This is a genomic window from Mycobacterium sp. UM_Kg27, assembly GCF_000972905.1.
Classification (GTDB): domain Bacteria; phylum Actinomycetota; class Actinomycetes; order Mycobacteriales; family Mycobacteriaceae; genus Mycobacterium.
In genome coordinates this window covers 1-22203 of sequence record NZ_JRMM01000070.1, presented here as the reverse complement: position 1 = coordinate 22203, position 22203 = coordinate 1, and the positions used below count along the sequence as shown (strand labels likewise).

At 68.7% G+C, this 22203-nt stretch carries 24 protein-coding genes and 1 pseudogene; 10 read left to right on the top strand and 15 right to left on the bottom strand.

Annotated features, from left to right (window positions below; all coding sequences use genetic code 11):
* From LI94_RS12535 to LI94_RS12505, 7 genes are all read left to right on the top strand, one after another.
* Positions 1–394: NADH-quinone oxidoreductase subunit B family protein (locus LI94_RS12535; protein ID WP_046301393.1), on the top strand; the 394-nt coding region annotated here is incomplete at its 5' end.
* Positions 395–474: 80 nt separating this feature from the next.
* Positions 475–2346: a proton-conducting transporter membrane subunit gene (locus LI94_RS12530; protein ID WP_052739931.1), complete on the top strand. Its 1872-nt coding sequence runs from the start codon at positions 475–477 to the stop codon at positions 2344–2346.
* 5 nt (positions 2347–2351) lie between these two features.
* Positions 2352–3305 (top strand): NADH-quinone oxidoreductase subunit H, encoded by a 954-nt coding sequence (locus tag LI94_RS12525; protein ID WP_152664818.1) that lies wholly within the window; start codon positions 2352–2354, stop codon positions 3303–3305.
* The gene (locus tag LI94_RS12520; protein ID WP_024443206.1) at positions 3302–3973 is read left to right on the top strand and encodes a hypothetical protein; all 672 of its coding nucleotides are present in this window, start codon (positions 3302–3304) and stop codon (positions 3971–3973) included. The genes LI94_RS12525 and LI94_RS12520 overlap by 4 nt, the downstream gene beginning before the upstream one ends.
* Positions 3973–5439 (top strand): proton-conducting transporter membrane subunit, encoded by a 1467-nt coding sequence (locus LI94_RS12515; protein ID WP_046301390.1) that lies wholly within the window; start codon positions 3973–3975, stop codon positions 5437–5439. Before LI94_RS12520 ends, LI94_RS12515 begins: the two co-directional genes overlap by 1 nt.
* On the top strand, positions 5439–6917 hold the full coding sequence (locus LI94_RS12510) for an NADH-quinone oxidoreductase subunit C (RefSeq protein WP_046301389.1): 1479 nt from the start codon (positions 5439–5441) through the stop codon (positions 6915–6917). Before LI94_RS12515 ends, LI94_RS12510 begins: the two co-directional genes overlap by 1 nt.
* Before the next feature lie 37 nt (positions 6918–6954).
* Complete coding sequence (locus LI94_RS12505; protein WP_046301388.1) at positions 6955–7374, top strand: MarR family transcriptional regulator; 420 nt, start codon at positions 6955–6957, stop codon at positions 7372–7374.
* Positions 7375–7399: 25 nt separating this feature from the next.
* Here the strand turns inward: LI94_RS12505 and LI94_RS12500 are convergent, their stop codons facing one another.
* The 3 genes from LI94_RS12500 to rpsB all read right to left on the bottom strand — a co-directional run bounded on the left by LI94_RS12500 (position 7400) and on the right by rpsB (position 10599).
* A complete protein-coding gene (locus LI94_RS12500) occupies positions 7400–8827 on the bottom strand; it encodes an amidase (RefSeq protein WP_046301387.1) in 1428 nt (475 codons plus the stop codon).
* 104 nt (positions 8828–8931) lie between these two features.
* Positions 8932–9747 (bottom strand): translation elongation factor Ts, encoded by an 816-nt coding sequence (gene tsf / locus LI94_RS12495; protein WP_024443211.1) that lies wholly within the window; start codon positions 9745–9747, stop codon positions 8932–8934.
* A 15-nt stretch (positions 9748–9762) separates the two neighbouring features.
* Positions 9763–10599: a 30S ribosomal protein S2 gene (gene rpsB, locus LI94_RS12490; RefSeq protein WP_024443212.1), complete on the bottom strand. Its 837-nt coding sequence runs from the start codon at positions 10597–10599 to the stop codon at positions 9763–9765.
* A gap of 233 nt (positions 10600–10832) precedes the next feature.
* Here rpsB and LI94_RS12485 point away from each other — a divergent pair, with 233 nt between their 5' ends.
* Positions 10833–11372: a M23 family metallopeptidase gene (locus LI94_RS12485; protein WP_024443213.1), complete on the top strand. Its 540-nt coding sequence runs from the start codon at positions 10833–10835 to the stop codon at positions 11370–11372.
* On the opposite strand, the gene LI94_RS12480 is transcribed toward LI94_RS12485, so the two are convergent.
* The 12 genes from LI94_RS12480 to rplS form a co-directional block, all read right to left on the bottom strand.
* Positions 11326–12201, bottom strand: a complete 876-nt coding sequence (locus LI94_RS12480) for an alpha/beta hydrolase (protein WP_046301386.1) — start codon at positions 12199–12201, stop codon at positions 11326–11328. The genes LI94_RS12485 and LI94_RS12480 overlap by 47 nt on opposite strands.
* The gene (locus LI94_RS12475) at positions 12198–13097 is read right to left on the bottom strand and encodes a tyrosine recombinase XerC (RefSeq protein ID WP_046301385.1); all 900 of its coding nucleotides are present in this window, start codon (positions 13095–13097) and stop codon (positions 12198–12200) included. The genes LI94_RS12480 and LI94_RS12475 overlap by 4 nt, the downstream gene beginning before the upstream one ends.
* Positions 13098–13131: 34 nt before the next feature.
* Complete coding sequence (locus tag LI94_RS12470) at positions 13132–14292, bottom strand: alpha-hydroxy-acid oxidizing protein (protein WP_024443216.1); 1161 nt, start codon at positions 14290–14292, stop codon at positions 13132–13134.
* Positions 14293–14296: 4 nt separating this feature from the next.
* The gene (locus LI94_RS12465; RefSeq protein WP_024443217.1) at positions 14297–15154 is read right to left on the bottom strand and encodes a siderophore-interacting protein; all 858 of its coding nucleotides are present in this window, start codon (positions 15152–15154) and stop codon (positions 14297–14299) included.
* A 40-nt stretch (positions 15155–15194) separates the two neighbouring features.
* A complete protein-coding gene (gene dprA / locus LI94_RS12460; RefSeq protein ID WP_024443218.1) occupies positions 15195–16334 on the bottom strand; it encodes a DNA-processing protein DprA in 1140 nt (379 codons plus the stop codon).
* On the bottom strand, positions 16331–17842 hold the full coding sequence (locus LI94_RS12455) for a YifB family Mg chelatase-like AAA ATPase (protein WP_024443219.1): 1512 nt from the start codon (positions 17840–17842) through the stop codon (positions 16331–16333). The genes dprA and LI94_RS12455 overlap by 4 nt, the downstream gene beginning before the upstream one ends.
* Complete coding sequence (locus LI94_RS12450) at positions 17843–18211, bottom strand: YraN family protein (RefSeq protein ID WP_024443220.1); 369 nt, start codon at positions 18209–18211, stop codon at positions 17843–17845.
* 260 nt (positions 18212–18471) lie between these two features.
* Entirely contained in the window at positions 18472–19137 is a 666-nt protein-coding gene (locus LI94_RS12445; protein ID WP_024443221.1) for a GNAT family N-acetyltransferase, read from the bottom strand.
* Positions 19138–19325: 188 nt separating this feature from the next.
* Positions 19326–19631, bottom strand: coding sequence for a DUF2469 domain-containing protein (locus LI94_RS12440; RefSeq protein ID WP_012393608.1), 306 nt, complete (start codon positions 19629–19631; stop codon positions 19326–19328).
* The gene (locus tag LI94_RS12435; RefSeq protein WP_024443222.1) at positions 19628–20350 is read right to left on the bottom strand and encodes a ribonuclease HII; all 723 of its coding nucleotides are present in this window, start codon (positions 20348–20350) and stop codon (positions 19628–19630) included. The genes LI94_RS12440 and LI94_RS12435 overlap by 4 nt, the downstream gene beginning before the upstream one ends.
* Before the next feature lie 2 nt (positions 20351–20352).
* Positions 20353–21120, bottom strand: coding sequence for a signal peptidase I (gene lepB / locus LI94_RS12430; RefSeq protein ID WP_231384336.1), 768 nt, complete (start codon positions 21118–21120; stop codon positions 20353–20355).
* Positions 21121–21247: 127 nt separating this feature from the next.
* A complete protein-coding gene (gene rplS, locus LI94_RS12425) occupies positions 21248–21589 on the bottom strand; it encodes a 50S ribosomal protein L19 (RefSeq protein ID WP_024443224.1) in 342 nt (113 codons plus the stop codon).
* A 57-nt stretch (positions 21590–21646) separates the two neighbouring features.
* Here rplS and LI94_RS12420 point away from each other — a divergent pair, with 57 nt between their 5' ends.
* Together LI94_RS12420 and LI94_RS12415 are read left to right on the top strand one after the other, a co-directional pair.
* A complete protein-coding gene (locus tag LI94_RS12420; protein ID WP_024443225.1) occupies positions 21647–21883 on the top strand; it encodes a hypothetical protein in 237 nt (78 codons plus the stop codon).
* 91 nt (positions 21884–21974) lie between these two features.
* Positions 21975–22203 (top strand): annotated as a pseudogene (locus tag LI94_RS12415) (hypothetical protein); the annotation flags it as partial.

Genomic DNA, 22203 nt, shown 5'->3' with positions numbered 1-22203 from the left:
TGTGTATAAGAGACAGGTGCAGATCCGCCACGTCGACGCCGGATCGTGCAACGGCTGCGAGATCGAGATCGCCGGGGCATTCAGCCCGGTGTACGACGCCGAGCGATTCGGCGCCCGGCTCGTCGCCTCGCCACGTCACGCCGACGCCCTGCTGGTCACCGGGGTGGTCACCCGCAACATGGCCGAGCCGCTGCGAAACACCCTGGAGGCCACCCCGCAGCCCCGCAAAGTCATCGCGTGCGGGGACTGTGCCCTCAACCGCGGGGTGTTCGCGCAGTCCTACGCAACGGTGGGAGCGGTCGGCGAAGTGGTCCCGGTCGATGTCGAGATCCCCGGCTGCCCGCCGACGCCCGAGCAGATCCTCGCCGCGCTGCGGTCGGTGACCGGCCGGTGAGCACGCTGACGGTTTCGACCCCTGACACGTCACACCACCAGGGGCTCCCAGCAGTCCTCAGCGGTACTGCCACGGCCGGCATCGGTGCGGCCGGGGTCGGGATCGGCCTGGCCGGTGTGTTCGGCAGCGTGCCCGCGATCCGCATCGACTGGCTGGTGCCGCTGCTGGGTGTGCAGCTGCGCATCGATGCGCTCGGCGGGTTCTTCATGGGCCTGACCGGTGCGGTGGCTGTGGCCGCCGGCCTGTACTGGATCGGCTATGCACGCCACGAGCGCTACGGTGCGGTCCCGCTGCTGACGCTGCCGCTGTTCGTCGCCACCCTGCTGACGGTTCCGGCGGCCGGGTCGGTGACGACGTTCCTGCTTGCGTGGGAACTGATGGCGCTGGCCTCGCTGGTGTTGGTGCTCACCGATCAACGGCGCAGCGAGGTACGTTCGGCCGCGCTGATCTACGCGGTGATGACCCAACTGGGCTTCGTCTCGCTGCTGCTGGGCATGGTGGTGCTGGCAGCGCACGCCGGCGACGACTTCGCCGGTATGGGCACGCTGCCCGATCGGGTCCGCGACACCGTCTTCGTGTTGACCCTGATCGGCTTCGGCTCCAAAGCCGGACTCATGCCCCTGCACGCGTGGCTGCCCCGGGCGCACCCCGAAGCACCCAGTCCGGTCTCGGCATTGCTCAGTGCCGCCATGGTCAACCTCGGCATCTACGGGATCATCCGTGTCGACGTGCAACTGCTCGGGCCCGGACCGCGCTGGTGGGGTCTGACGCTGTTGTTCGCCGGTGGCGCATCGGCGCTCTACGGAGTGTTGCAGGCATCGGTGGCAACCGACCTCAAACGGCTGCTTGCCTATTCGACGACGGAGAACATCGGGCTGATCACCCTGGCACTGGGTGCGGCGACGTTGTTGTCGGGTGCCGGATCGCGTGACGCCGCGGCCGTGGCCGCGGTCGCGGCGCTGCTGCATCTGCTTGCCCACAGTGCGTTCAAGAGCCTCGGATTCCTGGCCGCCGGGTCGGTGCTGGCCGCCACCGGCCTGCGCGACCTGGATCGGCTCGGCGGGCTGGCCCGCCGCATGCCAGGCACGACAACGTTGTTCGGGGTGGCTGCGCTCGGCGCCGCCGGCCTGCCGTTGGGAGCGGGCTTCGTCAGTGAATGGCTGCTGATCCAGTCGCTGATGCATGCCCGAGCCGACCACGACCTCACGGTCACCCTGGTGACACCGCTGGCCGTGGGTGCGGTCGCACTGACCGCCGGCCTGGGGGTGGCCGCCATGGTCAAGGCCTTCGGCATCGGGTTCCTGGCTCGGCCACGCTCAGATGCCGCCGCAGCGGCCCGGGAAGCGCCCGGCGCGATGCTCGCCGGGATGACCGTGGCCGCACTCGCCTGCCTGGTGCTGGCCGTCGCGCCGGGCACCGTGGGCCCGCTGCTGCACCGGGTGCTCGACATCCTGCCGGTATCCGGGGCGGCCCCGGAGCTCGGAACCTACCTGCGCATTCCCGGGCTGGACGCGTCGATGTCCCCTGGCCTGCTGGCCGTCGTTCTGGCCGCCGCGGTCGTGGTGGTGCTGATCGGTTCACGCTGGCGGGCACAGCGGCGGCCGAGTACCGCCACGGTGCCACTGTGGGCTTGCGGCGCAGACGAATTGAGCCCACGAATGCAATACACCGCGACGTCGTTCGCCCAACCCTTACAGCAGGTTTTCGATGATGTGCTGCACACCGACACCGCGGTCGAAGTAAGCCGCCAAGCTCCGTCGAGCTACTACGTCGACCGGATCGCCTACCGGGCGCGGGTGGCCGACGTCGTCGAAGACCGCTGGTATGCCCCGCTGCTGCGGGCCGTGGCCGCCGCCGCGCAGCTGGTGCGCCGCGCTCACACCGGCAGTGTGCACCTCTACCTGGCTTACGGCGCGGTGGGAGTGCTGATCGCCATGTTGGTGGCGCGATGAACGCACTGACATACCTGGCGGGCTTCGTGCAGGTCGCCGGCGTCATCGCAGGAGCCCCACTGGTCATCGGCCTGATGCGCCAGGTCCGTGCCCGCGCCGAGGGCCGCACCGGCGCCGGGATCTGGCAACCGTGGCGTGACATCCGCAAACTGCTGGGCAAGCAGAATCTCACGCCGCTCGGCACCACCTGGGTGTTTGCCGCGGCGCCGGCCGCGCTGGCCGCCACCACACTGGTCATCGTCGCCACCGCACCTTTGGTGGCGACCGGCTCGCCGCTGGACCCGATCGCCGACCTGATCACCGTTGTGGGCCTGCTGTTTTTGGGAACGGTGGCTCTGACCTTGGCGGGCATCGACACCGCGACGGCCTTCGGCGGGATGGGCGCCAGCCGCGAGATCACGATCGCGGCGCTGGTGGAACCGACCATCCTGGTGGCGGTGTTCGCCCTGTCCATCCCGGCGAACTCAGCCAACCTGGGCGCCATCGTCGGCAACACCAGCGAGCATCCCGGTCAGGTGATCTCACTGGCGAGCGCGCTCGCGTTCGTCGCGCTGGTCATCGTGATCGTCGCCGAGACCGGCCGGCTGCCGGTGGACAACCCGTCCACCCACCTGGAGCTGACCATGGTGCACGAGGCCATGGTGCTCGAATATGCCGGGCCCAAGCTGGCCATGGTCGAATGGGCAAGCGGCATGCGGCTGACCGTGCTGCTGGCGTTGCTGGCAAACCTGTTCTTTCCCTGGGGCATTGCCGCCGCGGAGCCCAGTGTGCTCGACCTGATCGTCGGCGCCGGCGCGATCGCACTCAAAGTGGCGGCGCTAGCCGCAGTCATGGCCGCCGTGGAGGTCTTCCTGGCCAAGCTGCGCCTGTTTCGGGTGCCTGAACTACTCGCTGGGTCCTTTGTCCTGGCGGTGCTGGCCGTGACGGCGGCGAACTTCTTTTCGGGAGCGGCCGGATGAACGACGCGTGGATCGACTACGTCAACATGCTGGACCTGGCTGCCGGTGGCGTTCTGCTGGCCGCGGTGCTGGCGGTCTGGCACCGCGACCTGTCGGTGGTGGTTCGCCGGTTGCTCGTCGCCCAGGGTGTCGCGCTGGCCGCGATCCCGGTGATTCGCGGTGTGCACGAGCATGATCGAGCCCTGCTGTTGGTAGGCCTCGGCGTACTGGCGGTACGTGCGGTGCTGCTGCCGTGGCTGCTACACCGAGCGTTAGGCGCCGAACGCCAAGAACGCCGCGAGTCCGCTCCCCTGGTCAGCACGACCGCATCGCTGCTGATGGTCACCGCACTGGTGGTCGCGGCCTTCACCATCGCCCAACCGGTGGTCGCGCTGGCGCCCAGTACCGCGACGAACGCCGCCCCGGCGGCCATCGCGACGGTGCTGATCGCCCTGTTCACCATGGCGACCCGCCGCCACGCCATCTCACAGGCGGTCGGGCTGCTGATGCTGGACAACGGAATCGCTGCGACCGCGTTCCTGCTGACCGCCGGGGTCCCGCTGATCGTCGAACTCGGCGCCTCGCTGGATGTGCTGTTCGTCTTGATCGTGCTCGGAGTGCTGACCGGACAACTGCGCAACGCCTTCGGCGGCGTGGACCTGGACCTGTTGCGGGAGCTACGCGACTGATGACACTTCTGATTGTGCTTCCACTGCTGGCACCGGTGCTGGCCACGCTGTGCTCGGCGACGCTCGGCTGGCGCCGGTTCAGCGCCGCCGTCACGGTGATGTCGGCGCTGACCATCCTCGGATCCGGTGTCGCCCTGGCTTTTCAGGTCGGCGACGGGGCCCATCTGGCGCTGAACGGCCTGTTGCGGGCCGACGCACTGTCGGTGACGATGCTGATCACCATCGGTGTGGTCGGCAGTCTGGCCACCTGGGCGAGCATCGGCTACGTCGACGCCGAATTGGCATGTGGGCACACCGATGCGCGCGGCGCGCGGTTGTACGGCATCCTGACCCCGGCGTTCTTGGCGGCGATGGCTCTTGCGGTGTCGGCCAACAACATCGGCGTGGTGTGGATCGCGGTGGAGGCCACCACGGTCGTCACCGCGTTTCTGGTCGGGCACCGCCGCAGTCGGGCCGCGCTGGAGGCCACCTGGAAGTACGTCATGGTGTGTTCGGTGGGCATCACGATCGCGTTCCTGGGCACCGTGTTACTGCATTTCGCCGCACTGCATGCCGGGGCGGGCGCTGAAGACGCGCTGGACCTCGACGTGCTGGCCGCTCATGCCGGAGGGCTCGACCCGGCGGTGATCAGGTTGGCGGGCGCACTGCTGCTGATCGGCTATGGAGCCAAGATGGGCCTGGCGCCGTTTCACACCTGGCTCGCCGATGCGCACAGCCAGGCCCCGGCTCCGGTTTCGGCGTTGATGAGCGGGGTACTGCTCTCGGTCGCGTTCTCGGTGCTGATCCGGATCAAGCCGATCATCGATGCCGCGGTGGGCCCGGCGTTTCTGCGGACGGCACTGCTGGCCGCCGGTCTGGTGACACTGCTGATAGCTGCGTTGCTGCTCACCGTCACGACCGATCTCAAACGGATGCTGGCCTATTCATCGATGGAGACCATGGGCCTGATCGCGGTCGCCGCGGCGGCGGGCACCCAGCTGGCGATCACGGCGCTGCTGCTGCACGTGCTGGCTCACGGGGTCGGCAAGACCGTGCTGTTCCTGGCCGGCGGGCAGCTGCAGGCCGCCCATGGCACCACCGCGATCGGTGAGATCACCGCGGTGTTCGGCAGGTCACCGTTGGTCGGCGGCGCGTTCGCGGCCGGCCTGGTGGTCCTGCTCGGTTTGCCCCCGTTCGCGATGTTCGCCAGCGAGGTGGCGATCGCACTCTCGCTGGCCGATGCGCGCCTGGCCTGGGCTCTCGGTCTGGCACTGGTGGCGCTGGTGGTGGCGTTCGCCGCCCTGCTGCGCAACTCCGGCCGCCTGCTGCTGGGCACCCCGGACGTCGGCGCCCCGGCGATCCGGGTACCGGTGACGGTTGCGGGCGCGCTGGTGGCCGGGGTGCTGCTCTCGCTCGCCCTCGGAGTGACTGCGGGCCCGCTGACCGACTTGTTCACAACCGCCGCAAGCCAACTCGGAGTCCGCTGATGGAGCCGATCACCAGCACGCAGCCGGTCACCGACGATGAGTTGATCGATGCGGCCACGGCTCTGCTCGCCGACGGGTTCCGGCTGGCACTGATGGCCGCTCACGATGACGGCGACACCCTGCGGGTGGTGTACCTGTTCCTCGCCGGCCGCCCCGATCGCCGCCGGGAGCTGACCCTGACCGTTCCGGCGGACGCCCCGACGATCCCCTCGCTGGCCCGGCTGTCTTTTCAGGCCGGGCGATTCGAGCGCGAGATGCTCGATCTGTACGGGATCATCCCGGTCGATCATCCGCAGCCGCGCCGCCTGGTACTGCATGCGCATTGGCCGCAGGGTTGGCATCCGATGCGCAACAATGCCGGACCACCCGGCGACTTCGTTGCGGCGGACCACTTCCCCTTCCTGACCGTGGACGGCGCCGGGGTCTACGAGATCCCGGTCGGCCCGGTACACGCCGGTCTGATCGAGCCGGGCCACTTCCGGTTCTCGGTCGTCGGCGAATCGGTGTTGCGCCTCAAGGCACGACTGTGGTTCGTTCACCGCGGGATCGAGCGACTCTTTCAGGGCCGGGCGGCGCTCGCGGCGGTGGACCTGGCCGAACGGATCAGCGGTGACACCTCAGCCGGTCACGCGCTCGCGCACAGCCTGGCCGTCGAGGACGCGCTCGGAGTCGTGCTGCCCGATCCGGCACATCGGTTGCGCGCACTGCTCGTCGAGCTCGAGCGCCTCTACAACCACGCCGCCGATCTGGGTGCCCTCGCCAATGATGTGGGCTTCGGCCTGGCCAACGCCCACGCCCAGCGCGTCCGCGAACTTGTGCTGCGTATCAACGCGCAGGTGACCGGGCACCGACTCTTGCGCGGGGCGATCAGCCCCGGAGGTGTGGTGCTGCAAACACTTCCGGAGCCGAGCCGGCTACAGGAGCTGGCTGATGACATCGCCGAGATCGCCGAGCTGACGTTGGGCAACTCGGTGATCTATGACCGGTTCGCCGGCACCTCGGTATTGCACCGCAACGACGCCGTGGCGATGGGCACCCTGGGCTACGTGGCTCGGGCCAGCGGGATTGTCACCGACGCCCGCCTCGACCACCCGACCACCGTGCTGCCGGTGACCGAGGTGACTGCGAGCGCCGGGGATGTACTGGCCCGCTACACCGTTCGACGCGACGAGTTCGCGGCCTCAGTGGCTCTGTGCCGCAACCTGATCGACAATCACGAGGGCCCGCTCGACATCCGGGAGTCCGTTCCGGCGGCGACCGGCCCGGGTAGCGGGGTCGGCATCGTCGAAGGCTGGCGCGGAAGCATCTTGCATCGGGTGGAGATCGGAGCCGACGGCGTCATCGGGCGCGCGAAGATCGTCGACCCGTCCTGGTTCAACTGGCCCGCGCTGCCGGTGTCGATGACCGACACTATTGTTCCGGACTTCCCGCTGACGAATAAGAGCTTCAACCTGTCCTACGCGGGAAACGATCTATAGCGGCTCAGCGCAGACCCCGTATGTCAGGATATTTGACATGGATGACGTGGACGTTGCTCCGCTGGGCTATCTGCTGTACCGGGTCAGCTCGGCGCTGCGCCCGCAGGTGACCGCGGTACTCGGGCCACTGGGGCTGGCGTTGCCCGAATTCGTCTGCATGCGAGTCCTGTCGCTGCGTCCGGGACTGTCCAGCGCCGAACTGGCCCGCCACACCGGCGTCACCCCACAGGCGATGAACACCGTGCTGCACCGGCTGGAGAACCGCGGCGCGGTCAGCCGCCCAGAGTCGGTGCCGTCCGGGCGGGCACTGCCGGCGAACTTGACCGACGCCGGGCGGGAGCTACTGAAGCAGGCCGAAGATGCCGTACACGTCGCCGACGGTCGGGTGCTGGCTGCGCTGAGCCCAGCCGAGCAACACCGGCTGCGGCAGATGTTGGAGCGAATCGGCGCGGAGTGACCGCTCGGTCCAGGGCAGCGACCCGTCAGGCCCGGGCGGCGATGGTCGGCCAGGGCTTGGCGGCCTCCAGTTCGTAGGCCAACTCCAACAGTCGGGCGTCGCGCCCGATGGGGGCACTGAACATCATGCCCACCGGCAACCCGGCCGCGGATTCGGCCAGCGGCAGCGAGATCGCCGGTTCACCGGTGGCATTCTGCAGCGGCGTGAACGCCACCCAGTCCATCAGCCGGTCGATGATCTGCTCGTAGCCGGCGGTGGGGTCCAGGTGGCCCACCCGCGGCGTCTCGTGGGCCAGCGTCGGCGTGAGCGCGACGTCATAGTCGCCATACAGCCGCGCGGTGTGCCGGCGGCGCACCGCCGCCAGGCGCGCAACCGCCAGCGGTAGCCGGTGAAGATGACGGGTGGCATGACGATCCAGCCCCAGCGTCAGGTTGTCCAGCCGGGTGCGATCGAAGGTGGGGCCGAACATCCGCTTGCCGCCCTTGACCAATGCGGTCGCCAAAAACGCCCAGTAGAGCAGGAAATCGTCGGCGAAGTGCGCCGGCACCGGTGGCCCGTCGACGTACTCGACGTGGTGCCCCAGTTCCTCGAGCAGCGCGGCGGTCTTCAAGGTCAGCTCGCGCATCTCCGCCGACGTCTCGCGCGCGATCGATTGGGTGACCACCGCGATCCGCAGACGCTGGGCACCAGGTGCCCGGACGTCACCGATCGGCGGCAGCTTGGTGTTGCGCGAGATCCGTTCTGCTGCTGCGTAAAAGGCGGCAGTGTCGCGCACCGAGCGGGTCACCACCCCGTTGAAGACGATCCGCACCGGCATGGCACGCAAATCCTTGTCCAACGGTAGCCGGCCCCGCGACGGTTTGAGCCCGACCAGGCCGTTGCAGGCCGCGGGGATACGGATGGACCCGCCGCCGTCATTGGCATGCGCGATCGGCACCACCCCGGCAGCCACGAACGCCGCCGATCCCGACGACGACGCCGCCGCGGTGTAGTCGGTGTTCCACGGGTTGCGCACCGCGCCGATCCGCGGATGCTCGGCCGAAGCGCTGAAGCCGAACTCGCTCAGCTGGGTTTTGCCCAGCGCGATCAGCCCGGTGTTCAGGTAGAGCTTGGCGAAAGCGCCGTCGGCCGCGGCTGGGTGCGGCTGCCAGGCATCGGTGCCCTGCATGGTCGGCATCCCGGCGACGTCGACATTGTCTTTGATGAACGTCGGGACGCCCTGAAAGAACCCGGGATGCCCGGTGCCGCCGCCGCTGTGCCGGGCGGTCTCCCGCGCGCGGTCGAATGCCCGGTAGGCCAGGCCGTTCAACTGCGGGTTGACCGCTTCGGTGCGCGCGATCGCGGCGTCGACCAGGTCCGCGGGCGTCACCTCGCCGGATCGGAGCCGTTCAACCAGGCCAACCGCGTCGGAATCACCGAGCGCATCGTCGCCGAAAGCGTGCACATGTTGCATGCCGGTGACATTAGCCGACCGGCCAGTACAGCCTGTGACGCCCGAACGAAAATCACCGCCAGGCCCGAGCACCGGGCGCTGGCGGTGATTTTCGTAGCAGGTGACTAGGCCTGTCCGACCTCGAACCGCGCGAAGCGGGTCACGGTAACGCCGGCCTCGTCGAGCAGCGCCTTGACGCTCTTCTTCGAGTCCGAAACCGACGACTGGTCCAGCAGCACCACGTCCTTGAAGAAGCCGGTGACCCGGCCTTCGACGATCTTGGGCAGGGCAGCCTCGGGCTTGCCCTCCTCCTTGGCCGTCTCTTCGGCGATGCGGCGCTCGTTGGCCACCAGGTCGGCGGGCACGTCGTCGCGGCTCAGGTACTTGGCCTTGAGCGCGGCGATCTGCAGCGCCACCGCGTGGGCCGCCTCTGTATCCGAACCGGTGTACTCGACCAGCACACCCACCGCCGGCGGCAGGTCGGAGGCCCGCTTGTGCAGGTAGGTCTCCACGGTGCCGTCGAAGTAGGCGACCCGGCGCAGTTCGAGCTTCTCGCCGATCTTGGCCGACAGCGCCTCGATGGCCTCACCAACGGTGCGGTCACCGATATTGGCGCCCTTGAGCTCCTCGACATCGGAGGTCTTGGCCGCCGCGGCGGCGGTGACAACCTCTTCTGCGAGGGCCTTGAACTCGTCGTTCTTGGCGACGAAGTCGGTCTCGGAGTTCAGCTCGATCAGCGCGCCACCCTTGGCAGCGACCAGACCTTCGGCGGTGGCACGCTCGGCGCGCTTGCCGACGTCCTTGGCGCCCTTGATGCGCAGCACCTCGACGGCCTTGTCGAAGTCGCCGTCGCTCTCGGCCAGCGCGTTCTTGCAGTCCATCATGCCTGAGCCGGTGAGCTCCCGAAGCCGCTTAACGTCGGCAGCGGTGTAGTTCGCCACTGTTGTGTGCCTTTCCTACGATGCGTCGGTGGTGGTTTCGGCGCCGGCAGCTGCGGCGTCGGCGTCGGGCGCGGAGGTGGTGGCGCCCGCCAGCAACTCCTGCTCCCACTCGGCCAGCGGCTCGACCGCTTCGGCCGCAGCCTTGCCCTCGCCGTTGCCCTGACCTGCCCGGGCCTGCAGCCCCTCGGCCACCGCGGAGGCGATGACCTTGGTCAGCAGAGCCGCAGAGCGGATCGCGTCGTCATTGCCCGGGATCGGGTAGTCGACCAGGTCGGGGTCGCAGTTGGTGTCCAGGATCGCGATGACCGGGATGCCCAGCTTGCGGGCCTCGCCGACGGCGATGTGCTCCTTGTTGGTGTCGACGACCCAGACAGCCGACGGCACCTTGGCCATGTCGCGGATACCGCCGAGGCTGCGCTCCAGCTTGTTCTTCTCGCGGGTCAGCATCAAGATTTCCTTCTTGGTGCGCCCCTCGAAGCCGCCGGTCTGCTCCATGGCCTCGAGTTCCTTGAGGCGCTGCAGACGCTTGTGCACGGTGGAGAAGTTGGTGAGCATGCCGCCCAGCCAGCGCTGGTTGACATACGGCATCCCGACCCGGGTGGCCTCGGCCGCGACCGACTCCTGTGCCTGCTTCTTGGTGCCGACGAACATGATGGAGCCGCCGTGCGCGACGGTCTCCTTGACGAATTCGTACGCCTTGTCGATGAAGGTCAGCGTCTGCTGCAAGTCGATGATGTAGATGCCGTTGCGGTCGGTGAAGATGAACCGCTTCATCTTGGGATTCCAACGACGGGTCTGATGCCCGAAGTGAGCGCCGCTGTCCAGCAGCTGCTTCATGGTTACGACAGCCATGAGTGCATGCTTCCTTTTTTGTCGGTTGTCGCCCGGCGACGGGTGAGGCCGGGCCCTGGTGTCTGCTGAGATGCCGGACCCCTGTTGGGGACCACCCGACATCCGGTTGTGTGCAGACACGCGAAGTCAGCCCGCATAAGCGAACTGCGCAAATGAGTTTACACGGTCCGAACAGGTGCTTTGTCCACAGCGGTGACTGGCCCGATTCGGGGCCGCCGAGGTGAACTGGGCGGATGAGATGCGTGGCGTTGTTGCTGGTCGGAGGCCTTCTGCTGGCGGCGCCGGCGCATGGCGACTCGGTTCGGCTGGACTGGCCGCTGCGGCCACGGCCGGCGGTGATGCGGCGATTCGACGCCCCGCGCCCGGATTGGCAGCGCGGCCACCGAGGTGTGGACCTGGCCGGAGAACCGGGCCGGCCGGTGTACGCCGCAGGTGCGGGCACGGTGGTGTTCGCCGGACGTTCCGGTGGACAACCGGTGGTGTCCCTGGCCCACCCCGGCGGGCTGCGCACCAGCTACCAGCCGGTGTCAGCGGCAGTCCGGATCGGTCAGCTGGTGGCCGCGGGATCGGTGATCGGTGTCTTGGAGCCCGGCCATCCGGGCTGTGCGGTTTGCCTGCACTGGGGCGCGATGTGGGGACCGGCGTCGCGAGCCGACTACCTCGACCCGTTGGGGTTGCTGGCCTCGACGCCGATCCGGCTCAAGCCGGTGTCGGGCCGAACTTCGGCTAGCGCGGAGGCAGTCGACGCAGGAAGTCCAGCATGGCAGCGATGACGACATCGGGCTGGTCTCGTTGGACCCAATGCCCAGCGCCGGCAATGACTTTCAGTTCGGCGTGCGGGATCAGCGCGGCGGCCGCTCGGGCACGGGCGATAGGCACGCCGGTATCCCGGTCGCCGTGGATGATCAGCGCCGGAGCCGGGAATGACGCCAGCTGCGCCGTGTAGTCGGTTTTCAGCCTGTTCCAGCGCATCTCGTCGTGCTGCCATTGCTCGAAAGCGGCAAAACCGGGATGCTGTGCGGCAGCGATGATCTGCGCGATCAGCTCGGGAGTGCGTTGCGCTGGATCACGGATCAGCGATTTGAGGCTCCACGTCAGCGCGGCGCGGTTCGTGGCCATCCAGTGAGTGGCGAGATCCAGCGCACCGCTACGTTGCAACGCCCACGCCAGCAGGTGTCTGCCGCCGGCCAGCCGCGGCATCAGGCCGTAGCTGTCCAACAGCAGCGCCCCGGTGACCCGTTCGGGCCGGTCCAGCACGTGCCCGATTGTCAGTGCCCCGCCCAGCGACAACCCGCCGATGGCGTAGTGCTCCAGTCCGAGGGCGTCAACGAATTCCCGCACGTAGGCGACCAGCCGCTGCTGGGTCACCCGCCAGGTGGGCAGCGGGCTCTCACCGCAGCCGGGGTGATCGGGAGCGACGACACGGAAGCCGCCGGCAGCCAGGCGTGGTCCGACCTCTCCCCAGGACAACTCGGCGCTGTCCGTACCTCCGCCGTGCAACAGCACCACGGCTCCCCCAGACCGGAAATCGGGATTGTCGGGACGAAAGTCGAGGTAGGAGACCAGTCCGGACGGCAGTTCGACAGTTGACCGCACCGTCACGCCCGCGGGTGCGCCTGATCGTGCACGGCACGCAACCGGGCGACGGTCACATGGGTGTAGAGCTGCGTGGTGGCCAGGCTGGAGTGGCCGAGCAACTCCTGCACGATCCGCAGGTCTGCCCCACCCTCCAACAGGTGCGTGGCCGCCGTGTGGCGCAGCCCGTGCGGCCCCATATCCGGCGCTCCCCCGACCGCGGCGACGGTCTGGTGCACCACGGTGCGCGCCTGGCGCGGGTCGAGGCGCCCGCCGCGGGCCCCGAGCAGCAACGCCGGGCCGGACTCCAGCGTCGCCAGCGGCGGCCTCCCCCTGGCGAGCCATGCCTCCAGTGCGTCGGCGGCGGGCTCCCCGAACGGCACCGTGCGTTGCTTGTTGCCCTTGCCCACCACCCGCACCACTCGGCGCGTACTGTCCACGTCGTCGATGTCCAGGCCGCACAGTTCGCTTACCCGCACGGCGGTGGCGTAGAGCAACTCGGCGATCAGCCTGTCCCGCAGTGCCAGCGGATCATCTTGCTGGGCACCGGATTTGGCGGCCGTCATCGCGTCTTGCGCCTGGTCACGGCGCAGAACCGCCGGCAGCGTCCGGCGCGCCTTCGGCAGCTGCAGGCGCGCACCGGGATCCGATGCCAGCAGCCCGCGCCGCGCCGCCCACGCGGTGAAGGTCTTGACCGTCGAGGTGCGGCGCGCCAGTGTGCTGCGCGCGGCACCGGCGCCGGCCTGCGCGGCCAGCCAACTGCGCAGCAGCGGAAGGCTCAGGCCTTCGATGCCGGCGTGCCCCTGCTCGGCGAGGAACGCGAACAGCGATCGCAGGTCACCGAGGTAGGCGCGCCGGGTGTGATCGGAACGGCCCCGCTCCAAGGCGAGGTGCTCGTCGAACTCCTCGAGAATCGCGTCCACGTCGACCACGGTCTCAGACGGCGCGCACGAGCACTCAGGTGACGCGCCGCAGCGTTTCCGGGGTGAGATCAACCCGTGACGGATAGCCGTCCACGGCCATGATGAGGTCGGCTTCGGCCAGCAGCGAGCGCAGCACATGCACGATCCCGGCGGTGCCGCCCAGAGCCAGGCCATACGCGTACGGCCGCCCGATGCCCACCGCGGTGGCGCCCAAGGCAAGAGCCTTGATGATGTCGGCGCCGGTGCGGATACCCGAGTCGAAGAGCACCGGCATCCCGTCGGCTGCCGCCACCACGTCTGGCAGGCAGTCCAGTGCGGGCAGTCCGCCGTTGGCCTGGCGGCCGCCGTGCGTGGAGCAGTAGATGCCGTCCACTCCGCCGTCCCGAGCCCGCCGCACGTCGTCGGGGTGACAGATGCCTTTAACGATCAGCGGCAGGTCTGTCAACGACCGCAGCCACGGCAGATCATCCCAGGTCAACGGGTTTCCGAAGGTCTGGACCCAGGACAAGATGGCGGCTTGTGGATTCTCCTCGGGCGGCTGGGCCAGGCCCGCCCTGAACACCGGGTCGGACCAGTAGTTAGACAGGCAGTGCCCGCGCAACTGCGGGAAGTTCGACGTGGACAGGTCCCTGGGACGCCAGCCCGGAACCCAGGTGTCGAGGGTGACGACGATCGCCTTGTAACCGGCAGCCTCCGCGCGATGCACCAGGCTGGCGGCCAGCTCGCGGTCTTTGGGCGTGTACAGCTGGAAAAAGCCTGGGGTGTCGCCGAATTCCGCAGCGACGTCCTCGAGCGGGTCGGCGGTCAGGGTGGACACCATCATCGGAACGCCAGTGGCCGCCGCGGCACGCGCGCTGGCCAGATCCCCGTGGCCGTCCTGGGCGCAGATGCCGATGACACCGATCGGCGCCATGAAGACCGGCGAGGGCAGCCGCAACCCGAACATCTCGATCGACAGGTCGCGCTCGGCGGCGCCGACGAACATCCTCGGGATCAGCCCCCACCCGTCGAAGGCGGTGACGTTGGCCCGCTGAGTGCGCTCGTCACCGGCACCGCCGGCCACATAGGACCACACCGAGGGAGAAAGCGCCGCAGCGGCTTTGGTCTCCAATTCGGTGTAGGTCATCGGCAGCGCGGGCATCACCCCGGCCAGGCCCTGCAGGTAGATCTCGAACTGGTAGTCCCCGAAAGCCATCGCGTTAGCCTGTCTGTTCTTCGGCTGATTCTTTAGCGGCGAGTTCCTTCTTCCACTGCCGGAAGGTCTCTTCGGTGCGCCCGCGCCGCCAGTACCCCGAGATCGACGCCCACTTGGCGTCAACGCCGCGCTCCTTGCGGACATACGGCCGCAGATTGTGCATGACGGCCTGGGCCTCGCCGTGGATGAAAACCTGAACCTGGCCCGGCAGCCACGCGGCGGTGGTGACCGCCTCGATCAGCGGGGCGTTGTCCCCGGCCCGCTCCTGCCCCACCAGATCAGCACGTCCCCCGCGGTGCAGCCAGCTCAGCTCGACCCCGTCCGGCACGTCCAGCGCGATCTCGTCGTCGGGCCCGGCGACTTCGATGAATGCCTTGCCCACTGCGTCGGCCGGTAGGGCTTCCAGCGAGGCAGCGATCGCCGGCAACGCGCTCTCATCACCGGCCAGCAGGTGCCAGTCGGCGTCGGGGTCCGGCGCGTAGGCACCGGAAGGACCCATCAGGTAGACCGAATCCCCGGGCGCAGCGCTGGCCGCCCACGGCCCGACAACGCCGTGGTCGCCGTGCACGGAGACATCGATGGCGATCTCTCTGGCGAGCGGATCGGCGCGGCGCACCGTCAGGGTGCGGACCACCGGACGCTGCTCGTCGGGCAGGGCCGCGAAGCTGTCCAGGGTCAACGGCTGCGGTAGCGCTGCGACATCGACGTCATAACGCACAAAGATCACCTTGACGTACGAATCGGTGAAATCGCTGGGCTTGAATGTGTCGAACCCGTTGCCGCCCAACACCACTCGAATCATGTGCGCCGAAGCCTGCTCAGTACGGACAACTTCGAAGGTGTGAACCGGTCGTCCCGCCACGCTGTCTCCCCTCTTCGCCCTGCCCAGCCGACTATACGAGCTACCGATTCGGGCGGGCTATCCCCCAGCTCCCTTCCCGCCGCGCCACCAGGCCGGCGACCTCCAGCATCGCCAGCGGCCCGAACACCTGTGCCGGCGCCAACCCGGAGGCCACCGCGATCTGATCGACGGTGACCACGCCGCGCCCGGGCAGCGCTTCGTAGACCTGGCGTTCGGCGACGGTGAGCCCGTCCAGCGGTGTGGCCGGCCGCGGCGGATCGGCTGCCAGTTCACCCACCCGACCCGCGAGCTCGATCACTTCGTCCACCCGGGTCACCAACTCGGCGCCGCCGCGCAGCAGCACGTGGCAGCCGGCCGAGGCCGCGCTTGTGACCGGCCCGGGAACCGCCGCCACCGGCCGGCCCAGCAGCCGGGCCCACGCAGCGGTGTTGGCCGCTCCGCTGCGCAGTCCCGCCTCCACCACCACCGTGACCCCTGCCAGCGCCGCCACCAGCCGGTTGCGGGTCAGGAACCGATAGCGGGCCGGACGTACTCCGGGCGGATACTCCGTTACCAGCAGGCCGCTGGCGCCGATGCGATGCAGCAGCGCGGAATGGCCTGCCGGGTAAGCGATGTCGATGCCGCCGGCCAGGACCGCCACGGTGGTCCCGTCTGCGGCCAGTGCCGCACGGTGGGCCGCGCCGTCGATTCCGTAGGCGCCGCCGGAAACCACTGCCACGTCGCGTTCGGCTAATCCGGCGGCCAGGTCCGCAGTCACCAGCTCGCCGTAGGCGGTTGCTGCCCGGGTCCCGACGATCGCGGTGGCTCGCTCGGAGACCTCGTCGAGGCGTGCCGGCCCCACCGCCCAAAGCACGAGCGGTGGCCGACAATCCGGCTTGCCCACGGCATCAGCGCCCCCGAACGCGGCGAACGCCAGCACCGGCCACTCGTCGTCATCGGGAGTGATCAGGCGGCCGCCGCGGCGGTCGAGGATCTCCAGATCCTCAGCGGCGAGATCGATCTCGCGTCGGACTTCGGTGTGGCGGGCCAGCTCCGGACCGACTGCACCGCACCGAATCCGTTGCGCTGCCTCCACCGGGCCGATCCGATCGACCAGCGCGGCCAGCTCCGGGCGTGGCGGCTCGGCGACCCGGGACAGGAAGGCCCACGCCCGCATCGTGGTGGTGTCTGCGGCGGTCATCGGGCCGCACCTGCCTGGCGGAAGCTCAGGGCTGCGGCGACCTCGTCCAGTCCCGGTGACGCCCGCCCGGCCAGATCGCTCAGGGTCCAGGCGACCCGCAGGGTGCGATTGGCGCCCCGGATCGACAGCAGACCGCGGTCCAGCGCGGTGCGCAACGGAGCCATCGCCGCGGTACTGAGCCGAAACCTGCGGCGCAGCAACGCCCCGCTGACCTCGGCATTGGTGTGAAAGCCGTGTGGTGCCCACCGGTGTGCTGCGGCGGCGCGGGCGTGCGCGACCCGGGTACGGACCGCGGCGGTCGACTCGCCGTCCGCCGCCGAGAACGCACCGGCGCGCACCGGATGCATCTCCACCCGCAGGTCCACCCGGTCCAGCAGCGGACCGGACAGCCGGCCCAGGTAGCGCCGCTTCTCCATCGGTTTGCAGGTGCAGTCTCTGGGGTCGGCCGGCGCGCACGGGCAGGGGTTGGCCGCCATGACCAGCTGGAAGCGGGCCGGATAGCAGGCCACCCCGTCGCGCCGCGCCAGCCGGATCTCGCCGTCTTCCAGCGGTGTACGTAGCGCCTCTAGCGCACTGACCCGGATCTCGGCGCACTCGTCGAGAAACAGCACGCCCCGGTGGGCACGGCTCACCGCACCGGGCCGGGCCATTCCGGACCCGCCGCCGACCAGCGCCGCGACACTCGAGCTGTGATGCGGTGCGATGAAAGGCGGCCGGGTGATCAGCGGCGCGCTGCCCGACAGCAGCCCCGCGACCGAGTGGATGGCGGTGACCTCCAACGACTCGCTTTCGGTGAGTGCCGGCAGTAGTCCGGGAAGGCGTTGGGCCAGCATGGTTTTGCCGATTCCGGGTGGGCCGGTCAGCATCAGATGATGGGAACCGGCGGCAGCCACCTCGACAGCGAATCGGGCCTGCGCCTGGCCGACCACCTCGGCGAGGTCCGCGATCGGCTCGGCAGCCGGAGCCGCGGTGGTGATCCGGTCCTGCAGCCGTGCAGCCCTCTCCAGCCAACCGTGCAACCGGCCCAGCGTTGCCACACCGTAAACGTCGATGCCGTCCACCAAGCTGGCTTCGGCGAGGTTGTCCACGGGGACCACCACCGCAGCCCAGCCGCCCTTCTTGGCCGCCAACACCGCCGGCAGCACCCCGTGGACCGGCCGCACCCGCCCGTCGAGTGCGAGCTCCCCGAGCAGCACCGTCTTCTCCAACCGCGACCACGGTGCTTTGCGGTCTGCCGAGAGCACCGCGGCGGCCAGCGCCAGGTCATATACCGAGCCCATCTTCGGCAGCGTCGCCGGCGACAGCGCCAGCGTCAGTCGGGCTGCGGGCCAACGCTGCCCAATGTTGGTGATCGCCGCGCGCACACGATCCCGCGACTCCTGGAGCGCGGCGTCGGGCAGCCCCACCAGATGCACTCCAGGAAGCCCTGAGCTGATGTCGGCTTCGATCTCCACGATCAAGCCGTCAAGGCCGCGCACCGCGACCGAGAACGCCCGACCCAGTGCCATTCAGCCCACCCCCTGCAGATGGGTGATCTCCGGGGTGCGACTGCGCCCGATCCGCACCCCGATCACGTCGAGACGGACCCCTTCCCAGCGCGATTGCTGGCCCGCCAGCCACACCCCGGCCAGCCGCCGCAGCCTGCGCACCTTCGCTGGCCCCACCGCGTACGCCAGCCCGCCGAAGCCGTCACCGCTGCGGGTCTTCACCTCGACGAACACCACGGTGCACGTGAGCCGCTCCGCGGCGATCACATCCAGTTCGCCGTACCGGCAGCGCCAGTTGCGGGCCAGAATTGCCCACCCGTGCCCGACCAGATGGTCGACGGCCACTTGCTCGCCGAAGGCCCCCAGCTCGGTGCGAGACATGGTTGTCATGCCGGTCAGCGTCGGTCAACACTCCGACAGCGTCGAGCCGACACGATCCGAAACCAGCTGCCGGGCACGAAGTTATCCCCAGTACAGCGTTCATCCACAGCTGCAGATGCGGCCGGTCCGGCCCGCTCGCTGCGACCGTGAACCCGTCACCGCCGGCCCACATAGGCTTCGTCGTGCACCCGTTGCGCCATATGGGGGTAATGCAATTCGAAAGCCAAGATCGCCTGACGTGTCACCGATCGCAAGCGCGACGAACCGGTTCAGCCGGCGTGCGCACCCGGCGCGCGAACGATCAACGGCACACCGGGAAAGTAGGCCGCCATCTCAGCGCGGGCACGGCGCAACGCGGCGGTGCCGTAGCCCTTCTTGCGGTGGTCGGGGTGAATCCAGATCCGCACGTTGACCTCGCCGTGGTTGAGGTCGCCGAAGACCATCCCCACCTTGTCCCCGCCGTCAATGGCGACGAACAGTGCCGCGTCCTCGTCGTCGACGCGCGCCAGCGCCGAGCTGATCTCGTCGCCGATGTCGTCGGCCGGCCGACCGGACCCGTCGGCGCTTGCGCCGACGTCGGTGGTTCGGTCCGCCAAGATGTCTCGGTCCTGCTCACCGGAGAACACCCGCAGCACCAGAGTCTCGCCGGAACTGGCCGGCCGGTCACCGAGGGTGAATGTCAGCTCGTTGTTCAGGTCGTTGAGCTCGTCGGCGATCTTGTCACGCGACTCTTTGGTGAGCTGATCCAGCGACATTCCGATCACCGCTTCGCAGCCCAGCGGCGAGACGCCGAGCAGGTCCGCGATCGCCTGCACGGCCGACGCGCGGTCGGTGGAATCGACGATCACGTCGAGCACCTCATGACGGCGCTCCATGGCCTTGAGCAGGGCATTTGTGATTTCACGGCGGGAGACGGCACGGTCGACAGCGGTCATAGGTGTCAGCCTAGACCCAAGTGTGCGCCGACGCGGGGGTGTTCATATGCGGGCCCATCAGCCCGCGAATTGTTCGCGCCGGACCCGCTTGAGGATCTTGCCGGCCGGGTTGCGGCCAAAGGTGTCGTCGGGCAGTTTTATCCGCGCCGGCGCCTCAGGTCAGTGGGTGCACCTAGGCGTCTCGGGCGCTACTCCGGCAGCCGCAGCTCGGGCTTCTCGACCTCTTCGATGTTGACGTCTTTGAAGGTGACCACCCGCACCTGCTTGACGAACCGGGCCGGGCGGTACATGTCCCACACCCAGGCATCTGCCAGCCGAAGCTCGAAATACACCTCGCCGTCGGCGTTGCGGGGCACCATCTCCACGCTGTTGGCGAGGTAGAAGCGCCGTTCGGTCTCCACCACGTAACTGAACTGGCCCACGATGTCCTTGTATTCGCGGTACAGCGAGAGTTCCATCTCGGTTTCGTACTTCTCGAGATCCTCGGCACTCATCTGCTCAGCCGTCCTTCTGCTCGGTTCGTCCCCATTGTCCCAGTCGCCGCGCCAGTCCCGGCCAAGGCGAGTGCCACGTTGCGCACATTGATAAACGAGAAGCGATGCTGGCTGCACGGTCCTAGCGCAGACAGTGCCGCGGTGTGCGCCGCGGTGGAGTAGCCCTTGTGCACCGCGAATCCATAGCCGGGGTGGTCGACGTCCAGCGTCGCCATGTAGCGGTCCCGACTGACCTTGGCCAGCACGCTCGCCGCGGCAATGCACGCCGCCGCCCCGTCACCGCCGATCACCGGAAGCGAGGGCATCGGCAGGCCCGGGACACGGAACCCGTCGGACAGCACATAACCGGGCCGCAGCGGCAGGCCAGCCACCGCGCGCCGCATGCCCTCGATATTGGCCACGTGCACACCGCGCGCATCGACGTCGGCGGGCTCGATGAACACCACGTGGTAGCCCAGCGCGTACCGACAGATCAACGGGAACAGCTGCTCGCGGACCTTCTCGGTGAGCTTCTTGGAGTCGTCGAGCGCAGCCAGGGCCGCGGGTTTGCCCGGCCCGAGCACACAGGCGGCCACCACCAGCGGTCCGGCGCAAGCCCCGCGGCCGACCTCGTCGACCCCGGCGACCGGGCCGAGCCCACTGCGGTACAGCGCCGACTCCAGAGTGCGCAGCCCCGGTGAACGACGAATCACCGTGCGCGGCGGCCAGGCCGGAGCCATCGTTACGGGCCCTGCTCGGCCATCTTCTGGGGATTTACCGATTTTACCGGCCCCCAGCGCGACGGCGGCCAGGCGATGAACCGGGTCTTGCCGATCACGTTGGCCACCGGCACGGTGCCGGCGTCCAGATCTTCTCCGGTGCACAGGATCCGGCGCTGCAGATCGGGCTGGGCCTGGACCGAGTCGCAGTGCGCCCGCGAGTCCGACGAATGGGTGCGGTTGTCACCCATCACCCACAGCCGCCCCTCGGGCACGGTCACCGGACCGAACTCGTTGCCGAGGCAGGGATAGACGAACGGGTCGACCATCAGGGTGGACGGGTTCAGGTAGGGCTCGTGCAGCAGCTTGCCGTCGACGGTCAGGCCGGTGTCGTTTCGGCACTGAACCGTCTGGCCGCCTACCGCGATGACGCGCTTGACCAAGTCGTTCTCGTCCGGCGGGACGAACCCGATGAACGACAGCGCGTTCTGCACCCAGCGCACCGGTGTGTTGGTGGACCGGATCGACTTGTAGCCGACATTCCACGACGGGGGGCCGCGGAAGACCACGACGTCACCGGGCTGCGGTGCGCCGAAGCGGTAGGTGACCTTGTCCACCATGATGCGGTCGCCGACGCAGCCGTGGCAGCCGTGCAGCGTCGGCTCCATCGACTCCGACGGAATGAGGTACGGGCGGGCCACGAACGTCAGCACCAGGTAGTACAACACCAGCGCGATCGTCACCAGCACGACCGACTCGCGCAGGGTGCTGTGCTTGCCGTCCTCGGGCACCTCGGCGGCCTCGGCAGCCTCGGGGGAACTTTCGGGTGATGAGCCCGTGGTTTCGGTCACGAGATCAGGGTAATGACCGCGTCAGCGGTACCGGGGACCGACCGGAGAAAGCCCGGCTCGGGCAAGATCAGCGCTTTTCCTTGATCTTGGCCTTCTTGCCGCGCAGCTCACGCAGGTAGTACAGCTTGGCGCGCCGAACGTCACCGCGCACCACGACGTCGATGTGGTCGACGTTGGGCGAGTGCACCGGGAAGGTCCGCTCCACTCCGACGCCGTAGCTCTCCTTGCGGACGGTGAACGTCTCGCGAACGCCGCCACCCTGCCGACGGATGACCACACCCTTGAACACCTGGATGCGCTCCTTGGAGCCCTCGATCACCTTCACGTGCACGTTGACCGTGTCGCCGGGGGCGAAGGCCGGGATGTCGTCGCGCAGCGACGCCTTGTCGACGATGTCCAGCGTGTTCATTGCGGAAACACTTCCTCGCGGGTCGCGGCTCCGGACCGGCCGACACGCGTTGTGAGCATGCAGACGGTTACCGAGCCGATGGGGTTCGGGCATGTTGTCGCGCTGTGCGGTGACTGGGACGTCAGGACTCCGCTGCAGATCAACCGCAGGCGACAACTGCTCAATTGTGCCAGACGCAGCGCAACCAGTGAAATCGCGCAAATCGCCGCTGGTCGTTCCACACCGAACCTCGCCGCCGTGATAATTCTGGAGGCGACCGAACTGCGCGATCCGCACGCCCACGCGGTAACCTAACCGGCGGGCCGGTGGCAGCAGTGTGGCGAGCCCGTAAACCCGACGTCGGCGCAACTACGCGACTGATTAGCTGTTGAGGAGGCCTTCCGCCGTGCGGCCATCGATGCTTGTGTTGACCATCGTCATGGTGATCTCCACAGTGGTGTTCGGCTGCGACGAGAAAGTCTATGGCGCCGACGCCCAACGGCCGACGCCGTACCGCACGCCCGAGGTGACGCCGGTGGCCACCGCGATCGAAGCTCCCCGGGCGCCTGCGATTCAGCCCGCCGCGGTGGTCGATGGCCTGGCGGCACGCATGCAGCTGTCTCTTATACACATCT